General features: G+C 70.8%; 18 protein-coding genes. 7 read left to right on the top strand and 11 right to left on the bottom strand.

The genetic code is table 11. The features are described from left to right. Positions 1 to 200 precede the first annotated feature (200 nt). Entirely contained in the window at positions 201 to 1,124 is a 924-nt protein-coding gene (locus ACFYR3_RS32815; RefSeq protein WP_355853273.1) for a hypothetical protein, read from the bottom strand. Positions 1,125 to 1,321: 197 nt separating this feature from the next. On the opposite strand from ACFYR3_RS32815, the gene ACFYR3_RS32810 reads away from it, so the two are divergent. Beyond that, the gene (locus ACFYR3_RS32810; protein WP_355853270.1) at positions 1,322 to 2,296 is read left to right on the top strand and encodes a hypothetical protein; all 975 of its coding nucleotides are present in this window, start codon (positions 1,322 to 1,324) and stop codon (positions 2,294 to 2,296) included. A 194-nt stretch (positions 2,297 to 2,490) separates the two neighbouring features. Here the strand turns inward: ACFYR3_RS32810 and ACFYR3_RS32805 are convergent, their stop codons facing one another. Further along, a complete protein-coding gene (locus tag ACFYR3_RS32805) occupies positions 2,491 to 3,522 on the bottom strand; it encodes a YafY family protein (RefSeq protein ID WP_355853267.1) in 1,032 nt (343 codons plus the stop codon). Between the two features lie 93 nt (positions 3,523 to 3,615). Between ACFYR3_RS32805 and ACFYR3_RS32800 the strand changes: the two genes are divergently transcribed. Next, on the top strand, positions 3,616 to 4,029 hold the full coding sequence (locus ACFYR3_RS32800; RefSeq protein ID WP_355853264.1) for a VOC family protein: 414 nt from the start codon (positions 3,616 to 3,618) through the stop codon (positions 4,027 to 4,029). Here ACFYR3_RS32800 and ACFYR3_RS32795 read toward each other — a convergent pair. The 5 genes from ACFYR3_RS32795 to mce form a co-directional block, all read right to left on the bottom strand. After that, a complete protein-coding gene (locus ACFYR3_RS32795) occupies positions 4,010 to 4,777 on the bottom strand; it encodes an ABC transporter permease (protein ID WP_355853261.1) in 768 nt (255 codons plus the stop codon). The genes ACFYR3_RS32800 and ACFYR3_RS32795 overlap by 20 nt on opposite strands. 2 nt (positions 4,778 to 4,779) lie before the next feature. Next, complete coding sequence (locus ACFYR3_RS32790) at positions 4,780 to 5,766, bottom strand: ABC transporter ATP-binding protein (RefSeq protein ID WP_355853258.1); 987 nt, start codon at positions 5,764 to 5,766, stop codon at positions 4,780 to 4,782. Between the two features lie 136 nt (positions 5,767 to 5,902). Further along, positions 5,903 to 6,838, bottom strand: a complete 936-nt coding sequence (locus ACFYR3_RS32785) for a cellulose-binding protein (RefSeq protein ID WP_355853255.1) — start codon at positions 6,836 to 6,838, stop codon at positions 5,903 to 5,905. A 182-nt stretch (positions 6,839 to 7,020) separates the two neighbouring features. Beyond that, positions 7,021 to 10,869, bottom strand: a complete 3,849-nt coding sequence (gene scy / locus ACFYR3_RS32780; RefSeq protein ID WP_389285551.1) for a polarized growth protein Scy — start codon at positions 10,867 to 10,869, stop codon at positions 7,021 to 7,023. A 243-nt stretch (positions 10,870 to 11,112) separates the two neighbouring features. After that, a complete protein-coding gene (mce, locus tag ACFYR3_RS32775; protein ID WP_355853249.1) occupies positions 11,113 to 11,553 on the bottom strand; it encodes a methylmalonyl-CoA epimerase in 441 nt (146 codons plus the stop codon). 148 nt (positions 11,554 to 11,701) lie between these two features. On the opposite strand from mce, the gene ACFYR3_RS32770 reads away from it, so the two are divergent. The 3 genes from ACFYR3_RS32770 to ACFYR3_RS32760 all read left to right on the top strand — a co-directional run bounded on the left by ACFYR3_RS32770 (position 11,702) and on the right by ACFYR3_RS32760 (position 15,393). Continuing rightward, positions 11,702 to 12,904, top strand: a complete 1,203-nt coding sequence (locus tag ACFYR3_RS32770) for an acetyl-CoA C-acetyltransferase (protein ID WP_355853246.1) — start codon at positions 11,702 to 11,704, stop codon at positions 12,902 to 12,904. A gap of 40 nt (positions 12,905 to 12,944) precedes the next feature. Then, positions 12,945 to 13,901 (top strand): methylmalonyl Co-A mutase-associated GTPase MeaB, encoded by a 957-nt coding sequence (meaB, locus tag ACFYR3_RS32765; RefSeq protein ID WP_355853321.1) that lies wholly within the window; start codon positions 12,945 to 12,947, stop codon positions 13,899 to 13,901. Positions 13,902 to 14,106: 205 nt separating this feature from the next. After that, complete coding sequence (locus ACFYR3_RS32760) at positions 14,107 to 15,393, top strand: MFS transporter (RefSeq protein ID WP_355853243.1); 1,287 nt, start codon at positions 14,107 to 14,109, stop codon at positions 15,391 to 15,393. Between the two features lie 2 nt (positions 15,394 to 15,395). Here the strand turns inward: ACFYR3_RS32760 and ACFYR3_RS32755 are convergent, their stop codons facing one another. From ACFYR3_RS32755 to ACFYR3_RS32740, 4 genes are all read right to left on the bottom strand, one after another. Then, positions 15,396 to 15,872: a MarR family transcriptional regulator gene (locus ACFYR3_RS32755; protein WP_355853240.1), complete on the bottom strand. Its 477-nt coding sequence runs from the start codon at positions 15,870 to 15,872 to the stop codon at positions 15,396 to 15,398. Positions 15,873 to 15,976: 104 nt separating this feature from the next. Further along, a complete protein-coding gene (locus ACFYR3_RS32750) occupies positions 15,977 to 16,777 on the bottom strand; it encodes an AIM24 family protein (protein WP_355853237.1) in 801 nt (266 codons plus the stop codon). Continuing rightward, the gene (locus ACFYR3_RS32745) at positions 16,774 to 17,424 is read right to left on the bottom strand and encodes an AIM24 family protein (RefSeq protein WP_355853234.1); all 651 of its coding nucleotides are present in this window, start codon (positions 17,422 to 17,424) and stop codon (positions 16,774 to 16,776) included. The genes ACFYR3_RS32750 and ACFYR3_RS32745 overlap by 4 nt, the downstream gene beginning before the upstream one ends. A gap of 1 nt (position 17,425) precedes the next feature. Then, positions 17,426 to 18,058, bottom strand: a complete 633-nt coding sequence (locus ACFYR3_RS32740) for an AIM24 family protein (protein ID WP_355853318.1) — start codon at positions 18,056 to 18,058, stop codon at positions 17,426 to 17,428. A 191-nt stretch (positions 18,059 to 18,249) separates the two neighbouring features. Here ACFYR3_RS32740 and ACFYR3_RS32735 point away from each other — a divergent pair, with 191 nt between their 5' ends. Both ACFYR3_RS32735 and ACFYR3_RS32730 read left to right on the top strand, forming a co-directional pair. Beyond that, the gene (locus tag ACFYR3_RS32735) at positions 18,250 to 18,594 is read left to right on the top strand and encodes a DUF3817 domain-containing protein (RefSeq protein WP_355853231.1); all 345 of its coding nucleotides are present in this window, start codon (positions 18,250 to 18,252) and stop codon (positions 18,592 to 18,594) included. Then, on the top strand, positions 18,591 to 18,884 hold the full coding sequence (locus tag ACFYR3_RS32730; protein WP_355853228.1) for an MTH1187 family thiamine-binding protein: 294 nt from the start codon (positions 18,591 to 18,593) through the stop codon (positions 18,882 to 18,884). Before ACFYR3_RS32735 ends, ACFYR3_RS32730 begins: the two co-directional genes overlap by 4 nt. Positions 18,885 to 18,887: the final 3 nt, after the last annotated feature.

Raw genomic sequence — 18,887 nt, 5'->3', positions numbered from 1 at the left:
GTCGGGGCGCGCGCCCCCGTAAGGGTTAGGAGGATATCCGGGCGCGGGCGGTTCCACTCAAGAGAAAGTAAAGACGTGCCCATCAGCCGGTGAAAGATCCAGTAGAGGGCGAAATTTCGTACGGGTGTCCTGTCAGGTACCCGTCCTTCCTGGTCAGGTGGGAAAAGGGAATCCGCGCCCGTCCGGCCGACGGGGAATTCTCAGGGCCGGTCCGGCAGGGAATCGTCCAGCGGCGGCAGATCGTCGTACAGCCGCAGTTCGGCCGATTCGTCGAGGTACGGCAGGAAGTCGGTCTGGGGCAGCACCCAGCCCTCCTGGCCGAAGATCAGCGTGCCGGCCTCGCGCAGCGACCGGTCGGCCCCCGCGCGGCGCACCCAGGCCGCCGGGTCGGGCCCGAGCAGTTCTCGCAGGCGTGCGGAATCTCCGAGCAGGGCGGAGAGCAGCTCGGACTGGTCGCCGCCGCCCCGGCGGGGCCGCCCGGTCTCCGGCTCGGCGAGCACGCCGTGCGCGCTGAAGTAGATGTACGCGCCGCCGAGCCGTTCCCCGGAGGGCATCGTCATCGCGAACTCGTCGCCGGGGAGTATCGCCCGCCGGTAGTCCGGGAACTCGGTGTCGTCGACGGCCTTGAGCTGCGTCGAGTCCAGCCAGGTCACCACGAGCGTCGTCTCGGCGGTCCGGTCTACGTACGGCGTCCCGGCCACGTAACCCGCCGGGCTGATGTGTCCCGAGCAGCCCACGGCGACTCCGCGCACCCGCACCGGGATCATCGGCACCGTCGCCGGGATGCCGAGCCGGGTCAGCTTGTGGGCGACCTGCCCGGGGGAGGCGTTCGAGCCGACGGCGATGACCGGGTGGCGCAGCCCGGTGCCCACCTGGCCCAGTCCGGCGAGGGCTTCGTCCAGCCGCTGCTGCTCCTGGCGCTCCTCCACGTACCACTCGCCGAGCCGCAGCGGCCGGACGTCCAGCTGGAGCAGCTCGCCGCCGGTCAGCAGGGACGGCTCGGTGGTGGGCCGGCCGGGATAGGTGAGGGGCTTCTTCGCGGGCACGTCGTCCAGGCCCAGCGCCTCGAGGCTTCGGTCCTTCGTCGTCACGGTGACGCCCTTCGGGGGTGGTGTCGCGCGCATGCGGGCTCAGCCTTTCACGCGAGATGTACCTGGGCCCTCACACCAGATGTACCCGGCGCGGGACCCGGTCTCCCCGGCTGAGCGGGGTTGGCCTGAACCGGCACCGGGAATGATGCCGTCCCAATTGTACGAGTGGGGGCGAAGTAGGTTACGGGGGAGGCGAGTTGAGGCCGATGAGGTGCGAGGTGGGACGCGTGATGAGACGCGCGGTGGGACGGGTGGGGAGATCGGGGCGGGGATCGGCGCATCCGCGTTTTCGTACGTCCGTTCGCTGGTGGATCGCGGGACGCACCGTCCATGCCCTGCTGATGATGGCGCTGGGCGCGCTGGCCGGACTCTCGGTGGTCCTGGCGGCGGCATGGACGCTGACCGAGAAGTCGCCGCGTTCGATGGCGGACCGGTTCTCGGACGAGGAGCGGCTCCTGGACCTCAGCCTGGCCGTGCTGCGGGCCTGCGTCGGCACCGACAACCTCAGCCCCGAACCGGACAGCACCGCTCACCAGCTGCTCGCCACGGTCGCCTCCGTGACCGGCGCGCTGGTGCCGGCGGTGCTGCTGGGCATCGTCCTGATCAAGCTGTTCGCGTTGCGGCCCTTCGTCTGGCGACGGCGGGCCAGCATCTCGCACGCCTGGACCGCCGACTTCCCGGGCTACTCGCGGCGGAACGCGGACAGCGACGACGCCATCATCGCCGTCCGGTTCTACAACCGCTTCGACAATCTGTCGGTCGTCGACCTGCGGGCCCGCGCCCATCTGCGCTATCTGGAACGCTCCCCGCACGACGGCAGCCTCGTCATCTACAAGCAGTGGCTGAAGGTCCTGGACGCGAAGGGCGAGCCGGCCGACGAGCGGAGCTGGCTCGCGGTCGAACGCGGGGCGCCCTTCACGGTGTGGATACCGGTCGAGGCGCCGGTGGCCGAACTGCCGTTCCGCAGGATCCAGGGCAAGGACTTGGCCGGCTCGTCCGGGGTGAAGCTTCTCGTCCGGCTGACCGCGCGGACCGTCGGGCTCGGTACCGAGGTCGCCGACGAGCGCTGGTTCGACCTGGAGGCCGGGGACTTCGAGCTGGGCCGCTTCGTGCCGCTCCAGCCGGAGTTCGACAAGGACGTGTGGCGCTGGGAGGGGTGGTCCGACTTCGACGGGCTGATCGCCCCCCGGCCGGACGGGGACTAACCCGCCTGGACGCGCGGACGAGCCCGCCCGGGCGCGCCACCCCCGGGTCACGGTTCCGTTGCCTTCGGTCGCTCCGGTCGCTCCGGTCGCTCCGGTCGCTCCGGTCGTCCCGGTCTTCTTGGGCGTCGTGGTGGGTCCGGTCGGCCAGGTCGTCGTGGGCGTGAGCGTCCGCGGGGGACGCCGACCCGGCGCCGTCAGGCTCCGTGTGCGCGGGTCGCGAAGCGCTCCGCGAACGCGACGACCAGGTCGCGCAGCTCCTCGGGCCGCTCGATGACGAACGGCAGGTCGAGGGCGGCGAGCACCGGAGGCAGCCAGTCGAGCCGCTCCACCCGCAGGCCGACGACCAGCCAGCGCCCGGTCGCGGGTTCCGCGCCCGGCGCGGACGCGTCTTCCTCCACGCTCGCGGGTTCCCCGCCCGGCGCGGACGCCGGCTCCTCCACCCTCGCGACGCTCGCGGGAAGCCGGGCGCGGATCTGCTCGACTGTCCCGTCGATCCGCAGGGTCACCTCGTGGCGGTACGCCGCCGTGGCGAACCCGGACAGCACACGCTGTGCCGGATCCGGCCCCGCGACCGCCTCGAACGACCCGGACAGGGTCCGCGCGCCGGTGACGCGGTCGAGCCGGAAGGTCCGGTCCTCCCCGGCTTCGGGGTCCATGCCGGTGACGTACCACTTCCCCGCGTGGGCCACGACCCCGTACGGGTGCAGCGTGCGGTCGCCGCGCCGCCCGCCGCGGTCGGTGTACCTGAAGGAGACCGGCCGGCGGTGACGTACCGCGTCGGCCATGGTGAGCAGGACCTCCGCGTCGGGGGTGGCGAACACGTCGGCCGGTTCCGTGAAGGCGAGCGACTCCAGGACGGTGTCCAGCCGGCGGGCGAGGCGCTCGGGCAGCACCCGGCGGATCTTCGCAGCCGCCGTCTCGCCCGCGGTGGCGTTCGTCGTCGTCAGCCCCGCCCGGCGGCCGGCGACCAGACCGAGCAGCACGGCGATCGCCTCGTCCTCGCCGAGCATGAGGGGAGGCAGCCTGTAGCCGGGGGCGAGACGGTACCCGCCGTAGCGGCCGCGCACCGCCTCGACCGGCACGTCGAGGTCGATCAGATGGTCCACGTACCGGCGCACGGTGCGTCTGTCGACGCCGAGCCGGTCGGCGAGTTCGGCCATGGTCCGGGTACCGCCCGACTGCAACAGCTCCAGCAGGGTGAGCACGCGGCCGGTGGGTCGGGACACGGACCGACTTTAACGCGGATAGTGGACCGATTCTGTCCACTATCCGTCCTAGCGTGCGAAGGGCAACGACATCACGACTCCAGGGAGAACGTCATGAACCTCGTCTCGATCCGGGTCATCACCGGCGACGTCGCCCGCCTCGTCGAGTTCTACGAGAAGGTCACCGGACTGCCGGCGACCTGGTCCACCGAGGACTTCGCGGAACTCGAGACCCCCGGCGCCACCCTCGCCATCGCCGGCACCCGCACCGTCCCGCTGTTCGCGCCGGGCTCTTCCCGCCCGGCCGACAATCACAGTGTGATCATCGAGTTCCTGGTGGACGACGTGGACCGGGTCCACGCGAACCTGACCGCCTTCGTCACCGACTTCGTCAAGGAGCCCACCACCATGCCCTGGGGCAACCGCTCGCTGCTGTTCCGCGACCCCGACGGCAACCTCGTCAACTTCTTCACCCCCGTCACCCCCGCGGCGATCCAGAAGTTCGCCCCTACGCGTCCCGCTTCTTGAGCAGCGCGTACCCGCCGATCAGGGCCGCGGCCACCCACAGCACCATGATGCCGAGGCCGCCCCAGGGTCCGTAGGGGGTGTCGTCGAGGGGGGTCACCACCCGGAGGATTCTGCTGCCGGCCTGGTCGGGGAGGTAGCGGCCGACCTTCTTCGTCGCGGACACGGCGCCCAGGATGTTGGAGATCAGGAAGAAGAACGGCATCAGGATGCCCAGCGAGAGCATCGGGCTGCGCAGCATCGCCGCGACGCCCATCGAGAAGACGGCGATGAGCGTCATGTAGAGCCCGCCGCCGATCACCGCGCGCAGCACCCCCGGATCGCTGATCGACGCCTTGTGCGTGCCGAGCGCGGCCTGGCCCACGAAGAACGTGATGAAGCTGGTGATCATGCCGACGACGAAGGCGAGGCCGGCCGCCACCGCGACCTTGCTGAAGAGGAACGTGCCGCGCTGCGGGACGGCCGCGAGCGAGGTGCGGATCATTCCGGTGCTGTATTCGTTGCCGACGACGAGCACCCCGAACACGATCATCGCGAGCTGGCCGAGGCCCATGCCCGCAAAGCTGATGTATGTCGGGTCGAAGGTGAGCCGGTCCCTCGCGCTCATGTTGTCCCACTCGTTGTTGGAGAGGAGCGAGATGAGGATGCCCAGGGCGATCGTGACGACCGCCGCGAGACTCAGCGTCCACACCGTGGACGCCACGGACCGGATCTTGGTCCACTCGGACCTGAGGACCTGGGTGGCCGCCACGGTCAGCCCTTCTTCCAGTCGCCGCCCCATTGCGGGGCGGGGGGCGGGTCCGGCGGGCTCGACGAGATCTGCGGACCCGGCGCGTCGCTGTGGGCGTGGTACTCCACCGACTCCGCGGTCAGCTGCATGAACGCCTCCTCCAGCGAGGCCTGCTGAGGGCTCAGCTCATGCAGCACGATCTGGTGCTGAGCGGCCAGTTCGCCGATGTGCTCCGGCTTTCCGTCGTCCACTTCGAGGGTGCCGCTGCCCGTCCGGACGACGGTGATCCCCGCGCCCTGCAGCACATCGAGCAGCCGCTCGCGCTGCGGGGAGCGGATCCGGACGTACGAGCGCGAGTTCTGCTGGATGAAGTCGGCCATCGTGGTGTCGGCGAGCAGTCTGCCCTGGCCGATGACGACGAGGTGGTCGGCGGTCAGTGCCATCTCGCTCATGAGGTGCGAGGAGACGAAGACCGTACGGCCCTGTACGGCGAGGGACTTCATCAGGTTGCGGATCCAGTGGATGCCCTCGGGGTCGAGGCCGTTGACCGGCTCGTCGAACATGAGGATCCGCGGGTCGCCGAGGAGGGCGCCCGCGATGCCGAGTCGCTGGCCCATGCCCAGCGAGAACCCCTTCGCCTTCTTCCGCGCGACCGCGGTGAGGCCGACGGTGTCGAGGACCTCGTGGACGCGCGCCTTCGGGATGCCGTTGCTCTGGGCGAGGCAGAGGAGATGGTTGAAGGCGCTGCGGCCGCCGTGCATGGCCTGGGCGTCGAGCAGGGCGCCGATGTACTTCAGGGGGTCCTTGAGATGGTCGTAGTGCTGTCCGTCGATCCGTACGTCGCCTGCGGTGGGACGGTCGAGCCCGAGCATCATCCGCATCGTCGTGGACTTCCCGGCACCGTTGGGACCGAGGAAGCCGGTCACGATGCCCGGTCTGACGGCGAAGGTGAGGTTGTTGACCGCCACCTTCTCGCCGTACCGCTTGGTCAGCCCCTCCAGCTCGATCATGCGGCCACGCTAAGACGGCCCCCGGGAGCCTGCCACTTGAGCGAGCACACCCTCACCGGCACGACAAGGCCCGCGCCCTCGGCAGAGGGAACGGGCCCTGGTGTCGTGCTGTGCGGTTATCGCTACTGCTGTGCGCTCACCGGGACTGCTGGGCCGGAACCCCGCGAGTGATCGGCTCGTCCTCGGCCGGGCCGGTGGCGGCGGCCACCGCGGCGCCCGTGAGCGTCGCGAGCATCTCGCGGACGTTCGTGAGCTGCGCGTTGATCGAGTCGCGGCGGTTGGTGAGGGCGGCCAGCTCGCGCTCGGATTCCGAGCGGATGCGGTCGGCCTTCGCGTTCGCGTCGGCCACGATGTCCTCGGCCTGCCGCTGAGCCGTCTCCACCGTCTGGCGGGCGCGGCGCTCGGCGTCCGTGCGCAGCTTCTCGGCCTCCAGGCGGAGCTGCTCAGCGCGGTGCTCGATCTCCGCGAGGCGCTTCTCGGCCTTGGCCTGCCTCGACGCCAGGTCGCGCTCGGACTGCTCGCGACGCTTGGCGAGGTTCGTCTCGAAGTCGGCGGCGGCCTGGGCGGCCTTGGCGCGGGTCTCCTCGAAGAGGGCGTCCGCCTCCTCGCGCTTGGACTGCGCGTCCTTCTGCGCGTCGGTGCGCAGCTGCGAGGCCTCGCTCTTGGCCTTCTCGACGATCCGGACGCCCTCGTCCTCCGCCTTGGACTTGCGGTCCGCGGCGAACGATTCTGCGTCGTTGCGCACCTGCTGAGCCGCCGACTCGGCGAGCTCGCGGTGCTGCTCGGACGCGCGACGGGCCTCCTCGCGCAGGTCCTTGGCCTCCTCCTCGGCGAGGCGGAGGATCTTCTCGACGCGCGCGCCGAGACCGGCGTACGACGGCTCGGCGTCGCTTACCTGGGCCTGGGCGTTCTGCGTTTCGAGATGGAGTTCCTCGATGCGCTTTTCAAGGGCGGTGATACGGGCCAGAGCGCTGTCACGGTCGGAGACGAGCTTCGAGATGCGTTCGTCCACCTGAGCGCGGTCGTATCCACGCCGCACAAGCTCGAAGCCGTAGGGGGAAGTGTCGCTCATGGGGTTCCTGTCGAATGAGACCGGTGAGGTGATAGGGGGAATCCTAGGGGGCAATGCGGTGTGTCATCGAGCGGATACGTGTTTGATCTGGAGAATGACACTCCTTTTGGGTGGCTAGCTGTCGGATGGCTTGCCAGAATCTGTGACAAACGTCCTACAAAGCACGGAATCCGTGCCTCCGGCTAGCTCTCCGACGCCTTGCCACCCGCACGGGTGGCCCCCGCGGCAGCACCCGCCTTCACTCCGCCGTCCTTGCCACCCGATGGGGCCTCGAAAGACTCCAACGCTTCGAGGACGTCCTGGACACGGGAGATCTCCACGTTGATGTCCTCACGCCGGCGGACCAGGACCTCCAGGTCGCGCTTGCCCTCCTCGACGGCCGCCTTCGCCTCCTGAATGGCCTCGGACCTGATCTTCTCGGCCTCGGCGACGAGCGAGGACTTCTTCTGCTCGGCCTCCTTGAGGAGCCCCTCGGCCTTCCGCACCGCGGCGATACGCACCTTGCTCGCCTCGGAGTTCGCCTCCGACAGAAGGTCCTTGGCCTTCGCGTCGGCCTCGGCGAGCTGGTCCTCGGCGGCCTTGACGAGCGCGTCGCACCGGTCGCCCGCGTTCTTCATCGCCTCGGACGACTCACGGCGCGCCCGCTCGTGCAGATCCTCGATCTCGGACGTGACGCGGTCGCGCAGTTCCTCGGCGCGCTCCCGGATCGCCGTGGCGTCCCGGCGCGCGCCGACGAGCAGCCCGTCCGCGTCCGTACGGGCCCGCTCCACGATGGTGTTGCCCTCGACCGTCGCCTCCGAGACGAGCCGCTCGGCCTCGCCGCGCGCCACACCGACCATCGTGTCGGCCTGCGACTCGGCGTCCGCCGTCGTCTTCTGCGCGCTCTGCTGTGCCTCGGAGAGCAGCTTGTCCGCCTCGGACGCCGTCTCGGAGATGAGCGTGTCGACCTGCTCGGCCGCTTCGGAGCGCCGCTTGTTGGCTTCCTGACGGGCCGCGTCCAGCGTGCGCTCGGCCTCCTCGCGCGCCGACGCCGTGCGCCGCTCCGCCTCCTCCGTCGCCCGAGCCTTGAAGCGCTCGGCCTCGGTGCGGATCCGCTCGGAGTGCTGCTGCGCGGAACCGACCGCGTCGGCGGCCTCGGCGCGCAGCCGCTCCGCGTCACCGGTCGCGTCCGAGATGAGCTTCTCGGCCTTGGCCACGGACTCGGCGCGTACCCGCTCGGCCTCGGCCGCGGTCTCGATCCCGAGCCGCTCGGCCTCCGCGGTCGCCTCGGTGATGAGGGTGTCCACCTGCGCGGCCGCGTCCGAACGGATCCGGTTCGCGTCCTCCCGGGCGTCCGCACGGGTGCGCGCGGCGTCCTGGTCGGCGTTCGCGATCGCGTCCGACACCTCGGTGCGTACCCGCTGGGCGTGGTCGGACGCGTCCGAACGCATCCGCTCCGCCTCGGCGATCGCCTCCGCGACCGTGCGCTCCGCGAGGGCGCTCGCGGCCTCCGTCTCCTCGTTCGCCTCGCGCCGCAGGCGCGCCGCGTCCTCGGACGCCCGCTCGCGCTCGGCGTACGCATCGGCGCGGACCCGGTCCGCCTCCCCCTGCGCCTCGGTCCGCGTACGGTCCGCCACGTGCTCGGCGGCCGAACGCAGCCCGGTGATCTCCTCCTGGGCCTGCTCGTGCAGCCCCGCCACCGAGTCCCGCACCTGCTGCGCGGTCTGCTCGGCGTTGGAGACCATCTCGGTCGCGCGCCGGTCGGCCTCCTCGACCAGCCGTACGGCCTCGGTCTGGGCCTCCTCGACGCGCTTGCGCGCGGAAGCGAGCAGTTCCTCGCTCTGCTCGCGGGCCCGCTCGCGTTCCTGGTCGGCCTCCTGGCGCGCCGAACCGAGGGTCTCCTCGGCCTCGCGGCGGCGCCGGGCGGCCTCCTCCTGGGCGGCGGCCAGCGTCTCGGCACCCTCGGTCGCCAGGCGCTCGGCCGCGGCCTGCGCCTCGCTCCGTACCCGGTCGGCGCTGTCCTGGGCCTCCGACTTCAGCCGTTCGGCCTCCGCCGCGGCCTCCGAACGCAGCCGTACGGCGATGGCCTCGCCCTCGGCCCGGGACGCCGACGCGTCTCCCGCGGCCTCGTTGCGCAGCCGGTCGGCCTCCGTCTCGGCCTGCGCCTGGAGCGTACGGATCCGCTCGGCGGCCTCCGAACGCAGCCGGTCGGTCTCCTCCGCGGCCTCGCGGCGGATCCGCTCGGCCTCCGCACGCGCGTCCGTCAGCGCCTGCTCGGCGGCGGTGATGCGCTCCTCGGCCTCCGTGTGCAGCCGGGCCAGTCCCTCGGCGGCCTCGGCCTGACGGGCCGCTATGGCCCGCTCGGTCTCCTCGCGCTGCCGCTCGGCGGCCCGCTCCGCGTCGGCCGCGATCGTCTCGGCCTGCTCGACGGCGTCCGTGCGGTGCTTCTCGGCCTCCGCGCGGGTCCGCTCCAGCGTCTCCTCGGCCTGCCGGCGCAGGGTCGTGGCGCGCTCGATGGCCTCGGTGCGGACCTTCTCGCTGTCCGCCGTGGCGGCCTGGCGCAGCTCGTCCGCGTCCGCCTTCGCCTTGCCGAGCAGCTCCTCGGCGGTCCGCGCCGCCTCCTCGATCTGCTGGACGGCCTCGCGCCGGGCCTCGGCGCGGATGCGCTCGCCCTCGGCGACGGCGTCCGAACGCAACTGCTCGGCGTCACCGCGCAGCCGGCGCGCCTCCTCCTGGAGCTCGACCGTCTTGGCGCGGTATTCCTTGGTGTCGTCCTTCGCCGTGCCCTTGAGCTGCGCGGCGATGTCGTGCGCCTCGGCGCGCAGCCGGTCGGCCTCGGTCTCCGCCTCGGTGCGGATCCGCTCGGCCTCCTCGGCCGCCGCCTTGGTGGTCCTCTTGGCCTCGTCGGACGCGCGGTTGAGCACGTCCTCTGCGGTACGGGCGGCCTTGGCGAGCTGGGAGGCGGTCTCCTCGGCGGTGAGGCTGCGGGCGCTCTCCTCCGCCTCGGCGACGATCGTCTCGGCCTTCGTACGGGCGTCCGCGACGATCTGCTCGGCCTCGGACTTGGTGGTCTCGGCCTCCTTGGTGGCCTCGCTGACCAGCCGGGCGACCTGCTCCTTCGCCGTCCGCGTGCGCTGCTCGTTGACCGACTCGGCGCCGGAGAGCGTCTTGGCCGCGGCTTCCTTGGCCTCGTCCAGAACCTTGCCCGCCTCGGCCTGCGCCTCGCGCAGCGCCGCCTCGGCGGCGCTCATCCGCTGCTCGGCGGCCCGGCTCAGCTCGGTGGCCTGACGGCGGGCGTTGTCCGACTCGTTCGCCGTGGAGCTGCGCAGCTGCTCGGCGTGGTCGGTGGCCTCCTGGGCCTGCGTCGACGCCGCGTTCAGCAGCCGCTCGGCGTCCGTGCGGGCCCGGCGCAGCAGCGCCTCGGCCTCCGCGCGGGTCGCCTCGGCGTCATTGGTGAGCCGCTGGCGGGCCTCGGCGGCGACCCGCTCGGCCTCCGCACGGGCCGCGGCGAGCGCCTGCTCGGCCTCGGCACGCGACTCGTCCAGGAGACGGCGGGCCTGGGACTCGGAGCGGGCGCGCAGCTGCTCCGCCCACGCCACGTTCTCGTTGACGTGCGATTCGACGGTCTGCCGGCGCTCGGCCAGCTCCTGGTCGAGCTGCTGGCGGCGGGTGACCGCCTCCTGGTGCAGCTCCGCCTGGAGCCGGGCGGCCTGCTCGGCGTGCTCCTGGAGGATGCGCTGGGTCTGCGCCCGTGCCTGGCTGATCTCGCGCTCGGCGTCGACGCGCAGCTGGTCGGCCTGCATCTGGGCATTACGGAGCATCTGCTCGGCCTGATAGCCGATGTCGGCCCCGTCATAGGCAGGACGGGTCGCCAGACTGCGGCGCGCCTCATGCAGCTTGGCGCGCAGCACCTCGACCTGATAGCCGAGGTCCTCGGCGTGCTGGACGGCCTTCTCCCGCTCGGTCTTCAGCCGTTCCATCTCGGCCTCGAACCGAGAGAGGTGGTCGACGTCAGCCGCCGGCTCTCGCTCCTGGCGTTCGTAGCCCCGCACTGCGCGGTCCCATCCGTCCCCTGGTCGCAAGTAAATCCGAACGAGCACCGTTCTTCCGCCGAACGGGGCCCCCGGGGAATGGTGTCAGATCAACGGCGGAGCACGGGCTGCTGCCCCGATGCTCGCCCCCCGAAACCTGGACCCCGGCCCTTGGTCCCGCTCGCCGGAAGGCGCCGGGACCACGGCCGTCCCCCGCGAAAGGCGACGGCCGAGCCCAACCCTACCGGCCCAGATATACGGAGGTCAGTGCTCAGCCGACTCAACCGCCGCCGAAGTGACCAGTTCTGTCAGTACTCCGTGGCAATCCTTGGGGTGGAGGAAGGTGATCCGGGACCCCATGGACCCGATGCGCGGCTCGTCGTAGAGCACCCGGACGCCCTTGTTCCGGATGTCCGCGGCGTCACCGTCGACGTCCGCGGTGCCGAAGGCGATGTGATGCACGCCCTCGCCGTTCTTGGCCAGCCACTTGCCCACGGCCGAGTCCTCGCGGGTGGGTTCGAGCAGCTGGAGGTAGGAGGCGCCGCCGTCGGACGTCTCGTTGATCTTGAGCATGGCCTCCCGGACGCCCTGCTCCTCGTTGATCTCGGAGTGGAAGACTTCGAAGCCGTACGTCGCACGGTAGAACTCGACAGTGGCGTCGAGGTCGAAACAGGCGATCCCGATGTGGTCGATTCGCGTCAGCATGGAGTCAGTGCAGCGCTCCTGGCGTGGTTACGCAACGTGCGCGCGATCACACTCCGGGCCGGATGACGGGTGGCCTACCGCTCAGTACATTCTCAGTAAACCCTCGTTCACTCCTCGGCTGTGCAAGCCGGTAAGGGGATCGCACCTCATGTCTGGAACGAACAGCAGTACCTCGGTGATCGTCGCGGGCGCCCGAACGCCCATGGGGCGGTTGCTGGGCTCGCTGAAGTCCTTCTCCGGGGCCGACCTCGGAGGCTTCGCGATCAAGGCCGCCCTCGACCGTGCGGGCATCGGCGGCGACCAGGTGCAGTACGTGATCATGGGCCAGGTGCTCCAGGCCGGGGCAGGGCAGATCCCGGCACGCCAGGCCGCCGTCAAGGCGGGCATCCCGATGAGCGTCCCGGCCCTCACCATCAACAAGGTGTGTCTCTCCGGCCTCGACGCCATCGCCCTCGCGGACCAGCTGATCCGCGCGGGCGAGTTCGACATCGTCGTCGCCGGCGGTCAGGAGTCCATGACGAACGCCCCGCACCTGCTCCCGAAGTCCCGCGAGGGCTACAAGTACGGCGCGATCGAGATGCTCGACGCCATGGCGTACGACGGTCTGACGGACGCCTTCGAGGGCATCGCCATGGGCGAGTCGACGGAGAAGCACAACACCCGCCTCGGGATCCAGCGCCCGGCGCAGGACGAGATCGCGGCCCTCTCCCACCAGCGCGCGGCCGCCGCCCAGAAGAACGGCCTCTTCGAGGCGGAGATCACACCCATCGAGATCCCGCAGCGCAAGGGCGAGCCTGTCGTCTTCAGCAAGGACGAGGGCATCCGCGCCGAGACGACCGCCGAGTCGCTCGGCAAGCTGCGCCCGGCCTTCGCCAAGGACGGCACCATCACCGCCGGCACCTCCTCCCAGATCTCGGACGGCGCTGCCGCCGTGGTCGTGATGAGCAAGGCCAAGGCGCTGGAGCTGGGTCTTGAGTGGATCGCGGAGATCGGCGCGCACGGCAATGTGGCGGGGCCGGACAACTCCCTGCAGTCGCAGCCCTCGAACGCGATCCTGCATGCCCTGAAGAAGGAGGGCCTCGAGGTCGAGGATCTCGACCTGATCGAGATCAACGAGGCCTTCGCGGCGGTCGCGGTCCAGTCAATGAAGGACCTCGGCGTGTCCACGGAAAAGGTGAACGTCAACGGCGGCGCCATCGCCCTCGGTCACCCGATCGGCATGTCCGGCGCCCGCCTCGTGCTGCACCTCGCCCTCGAACTGAAGCGGCGCGGCGGCGGCGTGGGCGCGGCCGCCCTGTGCGGTGGCGGCGGTCAGGGCGACGCCCTGATCGTGCGGGTGGCCAAGGCCTGACCCGCGTTCGCACGACCGACCTCTCGTGAACGGAGCTGTGATGCAGGACGTCTCCTCGCTGGTGACCCAGGCCAGGGAAGGACGGCCGCGGGCGGTGGCCCGGCTGATCTCCCTCGTGGAGGGAGCGGCACCACAGCTCCGTGAGGTCATGGCCGCGCTGGCCCCGCTGACCGGCAACGCGTACGTGGTGGGGCTCACCGGCTCGCCCGGCGTCGGCAAGTCGACGTCGACGTCGGCGCTGGTGAAGGCCTACCGGCGGCAGGACAAGCGGGTCGGTGTGCTGGCCGTCGACCCGTCCTCGCCGTTCTCCGGGGGCGCGCTCCTCGGCGACCGTGTCCGGATGTCCGACCACGCCTCGGACCCGGGCGTCTACATCCGCTCGATGGCGACGCGCGGCCACCTGGGCGGACTGGCCTGGTCGGCCCCCCAGGCGATCCGCGTCCTGGACGCGGCGGGCTGCGACGTGATCCTGGTGGAGACCGTCGGCGTCGGCCAGTCCGAGGTCGAGATCGCGTCCCAGGCGGACACCTCGGTGGTGCTGCTGGCCCCCGGCATGGGCGACGGCATCCAGGCCGCCAAGGCGGGAATCCTGGAGATCGGCGACGTGTACGTCGTCAACAAGGCGGACCGTGACGGCGCCGACGCCACCGCCCGCGAGCTCAACCACATGCTCAGCCTCGGTGAGTCCCGTGGCCCCGGGGCCTGGCGGCCGCCGATCGTCAAGACCGTCGCCGCGCGCGGGGAGGGCATCGACGAGGTCGTCGAGGCCCTGGAGAAGCACCGGGCGTGGATGGAGGAGCACGGCGTACTGGCCGAGCGCCGGCTCGCCCGAGCGTCCCAGGAGGTCGAGACGATCGCCGTCACCGCGCTGCGCCGGCGCATCGGCGACCTCCACGGCGACCGCCGGCTGAGCGCCCTCGCGGAGCGCATCGTCGCAGGTGAACTGGACCCCTACCGAGCCGCCGACACCCTGATCGAGGGCCTGACGGAGAGCTGAACGGCAGCAGCGTGACAGCGGGTGCGGGACGGACGGCCGGGGAAATCCGTGGCCGACTCCCCGCGCCCGCTGTTACGTTGAGCGGCATGTTCCTCCTCTTGGCATAGGGCCCGCCCAGGCCCGCGACGTGGACGCAGCACCGTGGCTGCGGCGTCGCGGCACTCCGGCGACCCCTGTCCCGCCTCGCAGTTGAGGAACTCCACCCATGTCTGCGTCACCCTCGCGGCCGTCCTACGCCGCGCTCTTCCGCATTCCCCATGCCCGCCGCACCTTTGTCGCGGCCATGACCGGACGTCTGTCGTACGGCGTCGTCTCCCTGGCGATGATGCTCACCACCACCCGAGCCACCGGGTCGTACGCCGTGGCCGGCACCGTCATGGCGCTGTTCGGCGCGATGAGCGTGTTCCTGTCGCCCGCGCGGGCGGCGCTGATCGACCGGCACGGCGCCCGCCGTGCCCTGATCCCCATGGCCTCGCTCTACGCGGGCCTGCTCACGGCCTTCGCCGCCGCGGCCTGGCGGCCCGGCGCACCCGTACCGGCGATCGGCGCGCTGGCGGTCGCCGCGGGCGCCTGCACACCGCCGCTCGGCCCCACGATGCGCGCGGTATGGGGCGAAGTGGTCCAGGACGAAAGGCTGTTGCAGCGTGCCTACAGTCTCGACGGTGTCGTCGAGGAGATCCTCTTCGTCTCCGGACCGCTGCTCGTCGGCGCGGTCGTGCAGGTGGCGCCGCCTGCCGCGGCGGTCGCGCTGAGCGCCCTGCTGGTGTGGTCGGGAACCCTGGCGTTCGTTCTCTCCCCGGTGGTGGCGGGCGTCCGTCCGGCTGCGGCGAAGGCGGCCGAAGCGGCGCACGGCGGGCGCCGATGGCGGGGCGGACGGGCCCTCGCCCAGCCCGTCGTCGTCGCGCTCGGCGTCGGCCTGTCCCTGGGCGCCGTCGACCTCCTGGTCATCGCGTTCACCGGGCAACACCACCACGGCGCGGGCGTGGTGGCCTGGGTGCTGGCCGCGCTGTCGCTGGGCAGCGCACTGGGCGGCCTGCTGAACGGCGCGGTCGACTGGCGCACCGCCCCCGGCGTACGGCTGCCGCTGCTGGCCGGCTGCCTGGGCCTCACGCTGCTCGCCGCAGGGCTCGCCCCCGGCCTCGGCACGCTGACCGTGGCCGTCGCCTGCGCCGGCTTCTTCGTCGCCCCGGCCCTCACGACGTCCTATCTGATGGCCGACGCGGCCGCCCCGCCCGGCTTCCGCACCCAGGCCGGCGCCTGGGTCAACACCGCGGTGAACGCCGGGAGTTCGGGCGGCGCCGCCGGTGCGGGTCTGCTGGTGGGCCGACTGCCCCTGGGGCTGTGCTTCGCGCTCTCGGGGACGCTGGCGCTGGCCGCGGCGCTGGTCTGCGTACGGAGCGCGAGAACCCCGCGTCCGGATGCGGACGCGGGGCACCGTGCGGCCGAGGGCGCGCGCCCCGCCGAGGCCGACGGCGCGCAACTCCCCTGCTAGTTCTACGGCTTGCCGCGCTGCCCCAGCAGGTGCTCGGCGATCGGCCGCAGCGACTTGTGCAGGTCCTCCAGCGCCTCGGGTGACACCAGGTCGATGAAGTGCCGTCGCACGGACGCCACATGATGCGGCGAGACCTTCTTCATCGTCTCCATGCCGTGCTCGGTGAGGACCGCGTACAGCCCTCGCCGGTCGGACTCGCAGTTCTCCCGGCGCACCAGATCCACGTTCTCCATACGTGTGATCTGGTGCGAGAGGCGGCTCTTGGACTGGAGGGTGGCGGACGCCAGGTCGCTCATCCGCATGCGTACGCCCTCCGACTCGGAGAGGTTCACCAGGATCTCGTAGTCGTTCATCGTCAGCCCGAACGGCTGAAGGTCCCTTTCGAGCTGGTACGTCAACAGCCTGTTGACCTCCAGGTGGGTGCGCCAGGCGCACTGCTCCGCATCGGTCAGCCAGCGCGTGGCCGTCTCGGTCTCCATGAATGAAGTCTACCTAAAATGTTGAAAGGCGAACTAGTGAGGGGTTGTGTGACTGTGCGCACGCGTTCGATGCGCGTTCGATGTCACACTCCGCAGACTACCGCTCACAGCCCGAAGCGACGCTGGAGGTCCCCCAGCTGTCCGGGAAGGCGCGGTGCGCCGGCTTGCCCCCCGTGCTGACCGGGCGCCCCTCCCGCGCCGGGCACTCCGGCCTGGTGCGGGACCGCCCCCGTGGGCTGCTCCGCCATCAGGATCTCGGTGGACTGGAGCAGCACCGTGCCGGCCCCGACGAACTCGAACTGGTGCTCCTCGCCGGAGGCGCCTCCGAGGCCCGTCATCGCACGTAGACCGCCCATTACGCCTGTCATGTACCCGTGGTCGTAGTGGTGGCACGGGGACGGGCAGTCCGCCCACCCGACGAGGGCCTGCGGGTCGACCCTGATCGGGGGTTCCATGAACACCACCGGACCGTTTGACGCGGCCACGAACTTGCCGGTTCCGATCAGTGTCAGAAAGCCTGGCACGATCGACTGCTTGAGCGCGAGACTTGGCTGAAAAGCGAGCAAGTTGCCCGAGCGAATGGTCAGGTTGCCGTCGTCGAGGTCGTACGAATTCACATCGAAGGCCCGGTCGGCGAGGAGCATCTTGCCCGAACCCTGCGCCACGACCCAGTCGCTCGCGTGCAGAGGCGAATGGAAAGACGTACGGACAAGACGGTCAAGTCGGCCGTGCCCGATGCCGTTGAACTCCATCGATCCGTAGTAGGCGATCATCTTGCCCTTCTGCAGGAACCACTCGCTCCCCTTGAGCTCCACGCAGAAGGTGTATTTGTTGACATTGTCGTCGACCGGCAGCGACATCGGATCGTGGATCACCGGGCCGCCGGGGGCTCCGTACCCGCTCACAGCTTCTCCTCCGACGCCTGGACGTACACCGAACCGCTCCCGCTCAGCTCCAGCTGGAACGCCTCGCCCGAACCGCGGCCCACCATGTCGCGCCAGCCCAGCGCCGTGGACAGCTTGTTGCGCACGTCGCCGTGGTGCGCCACGTACGCCTGCGGATCCACGTGCACCGTCCGCTGCGGGGTGATCGGGACCTCGAAGACGCCGCCGTGCGCCATGACGGCCACCGCGCCGTGCCCCTTGAGCGTGGTCGTGAAGAGCCCCTGGCCCGTCACCTGACCCCGCACCATGCCCATCACGCCGCCCTGCGAGCCCAGGAACATCGTGCCCTGCTGAAGCGTCCCGTCGAAGGCCAGCAGCCGGTCCGCCTCGACGTACAACGTGTCACCCGTGAGGCTGATCACGTGGACATGGTGGCCGCCGTGCCCGAAGAGCACCGTGCCCGCACCCTCGACGGTCATCAGGGGAGTCGCCTCGTTGGCCAGCCGGCGGCCGATCATCGACATCACACCGCCCTGCCCGCCCTGGATGTTGGGCGTGAACGACACCTCGCCCTTGTACGCGAGCATCGCGCCGCGCTGACTGAACAGCCGCTGACCCGGCACCACGGTCGCCTCGACCACCTTCGAGTTCACCTCGCGGAACGCCATGTCAAACATCCCCCGCGATCGTGTTGCGCTCGCTGGGCTGGACGTAGACCAGCCCGTCGCCCTCGAAGCGCATCTGGAACGCCTCGCCACCGCCCTCGCCGAGGAACGTGCGGAACGTCACACCGGACTGCAGCGACTGCCGCACATTGCCCTGGTGCGCGATGTACGCCCCCGGATCGACCGTCAGCGGGTACTGGGAACTGACCCGCAGCACCACCGCGGGCCCGTCCGACATGATCGCCGCCTGGCCGTGGCCCTCGACGGTGGTCGTGAACAGACCGTTGCCCTGCGAGGCGCCGCGCAGTCCCGTGAACGTCGTACCTGTGCGCAGACCCGCGTCCGTGGCGAGCAGATTGCTCGACTCCACGTACAGCTTGTCCCCCTGAAGAGCCACCAGGTTGATCTCCGAGGCCCGGTCCGCGAACCAGCACGTGCCGTGCCCCTTCACCTCCATCACCGTCATCTGTTCACCGGTGAGGCGCCGGGTCACCATCCCCCGGATCCCCTCACCGCCCCCGCTCAGCTTCTTGAAGGCCATCTGGCCGTCGTACGCGACCATGGAGCCGTTCTTCGCCTTCACGGCGTCCCCGGTCATGTCGACGGCCAGCACCTTGCTGCCCTGAAGTCGAAACATCGCCACGCCCTGAAGGTAGCCGCAGCGCCGGACGGCGGACAGAGCCCACGGGTGGATCCCGCCCCTGAATCGACCCCTAGGTGCCCCGGACCCGGGATCGCGGCCTTCGGATGCCACAATGTCCGGGACGCTTGTGCTTGCGTTCACAAGGAAGCGTTTCCCCCGACAGCGAATCCCACCGAAGGTGACCCGTGGACATAAAGACCGCCACCGCACTCCGCCGGCTCCGTCTGGTCTCGGCGCCCGAAGCCGTTTCCTTTCTGCTGCTGCTCGTCTGCTCGGTGCTGAAGCGGACCACGGACTTCAACGCCGTGCCAGTCATGGGCGCGGTCCACGGTGTCCTCTTCATCCTGTACGTGATCTTCTGGGCGGACGCCTGGAACCGCGCCCGGTGGAGCGCAGGCACCGGCGTCCTCTACTTCGTCCTCTCCGTCCTGCCCACCGGCGGCTTCTTCGCCGAGCGCAAGCTCAAGCGCGAGGCCGAGGACGCGGTCGTCGCCTCCCGCGCCCCCAAGGAAGGGACCGTGAACGCATGATCGTCGCCTTCTCCGTGACACCGCTCGGTGTCGGTGACGACGTGGGGGAGTACGTCGCCGACGCCGTCCGCGTCGTCCGTGAGTCGGGCCTGCCCAACCGCACCGACGCGATGTTCACGTCGATCGAGGGTGAGTGGGACGAGGTGATGGCCGTCGTCAAGCGCGCCGTCGCCGTCGTCGAGGAACGCGCGCCCCGCGTCTCGGTCGTCCTCAAGGCGGACATCCGCCCCGGCGTGACGGACGGCCTCACCTCCAAGGTGGAGACCGTGGAACGGCACCTGTCGGCATGACGC

The sequence above is a fragment of the Streptomyces sp. NPDC005784 genome (assembly GCF_042871525.1).
Lineage (GTDB): Bacteria > Actinomycetota > Actinomycetes > Streptomycetales > Streptomycetaceae > Streptomyces.
This window is presented reverse-complemented; position numbering and strand designations above follow the sequence as displayed.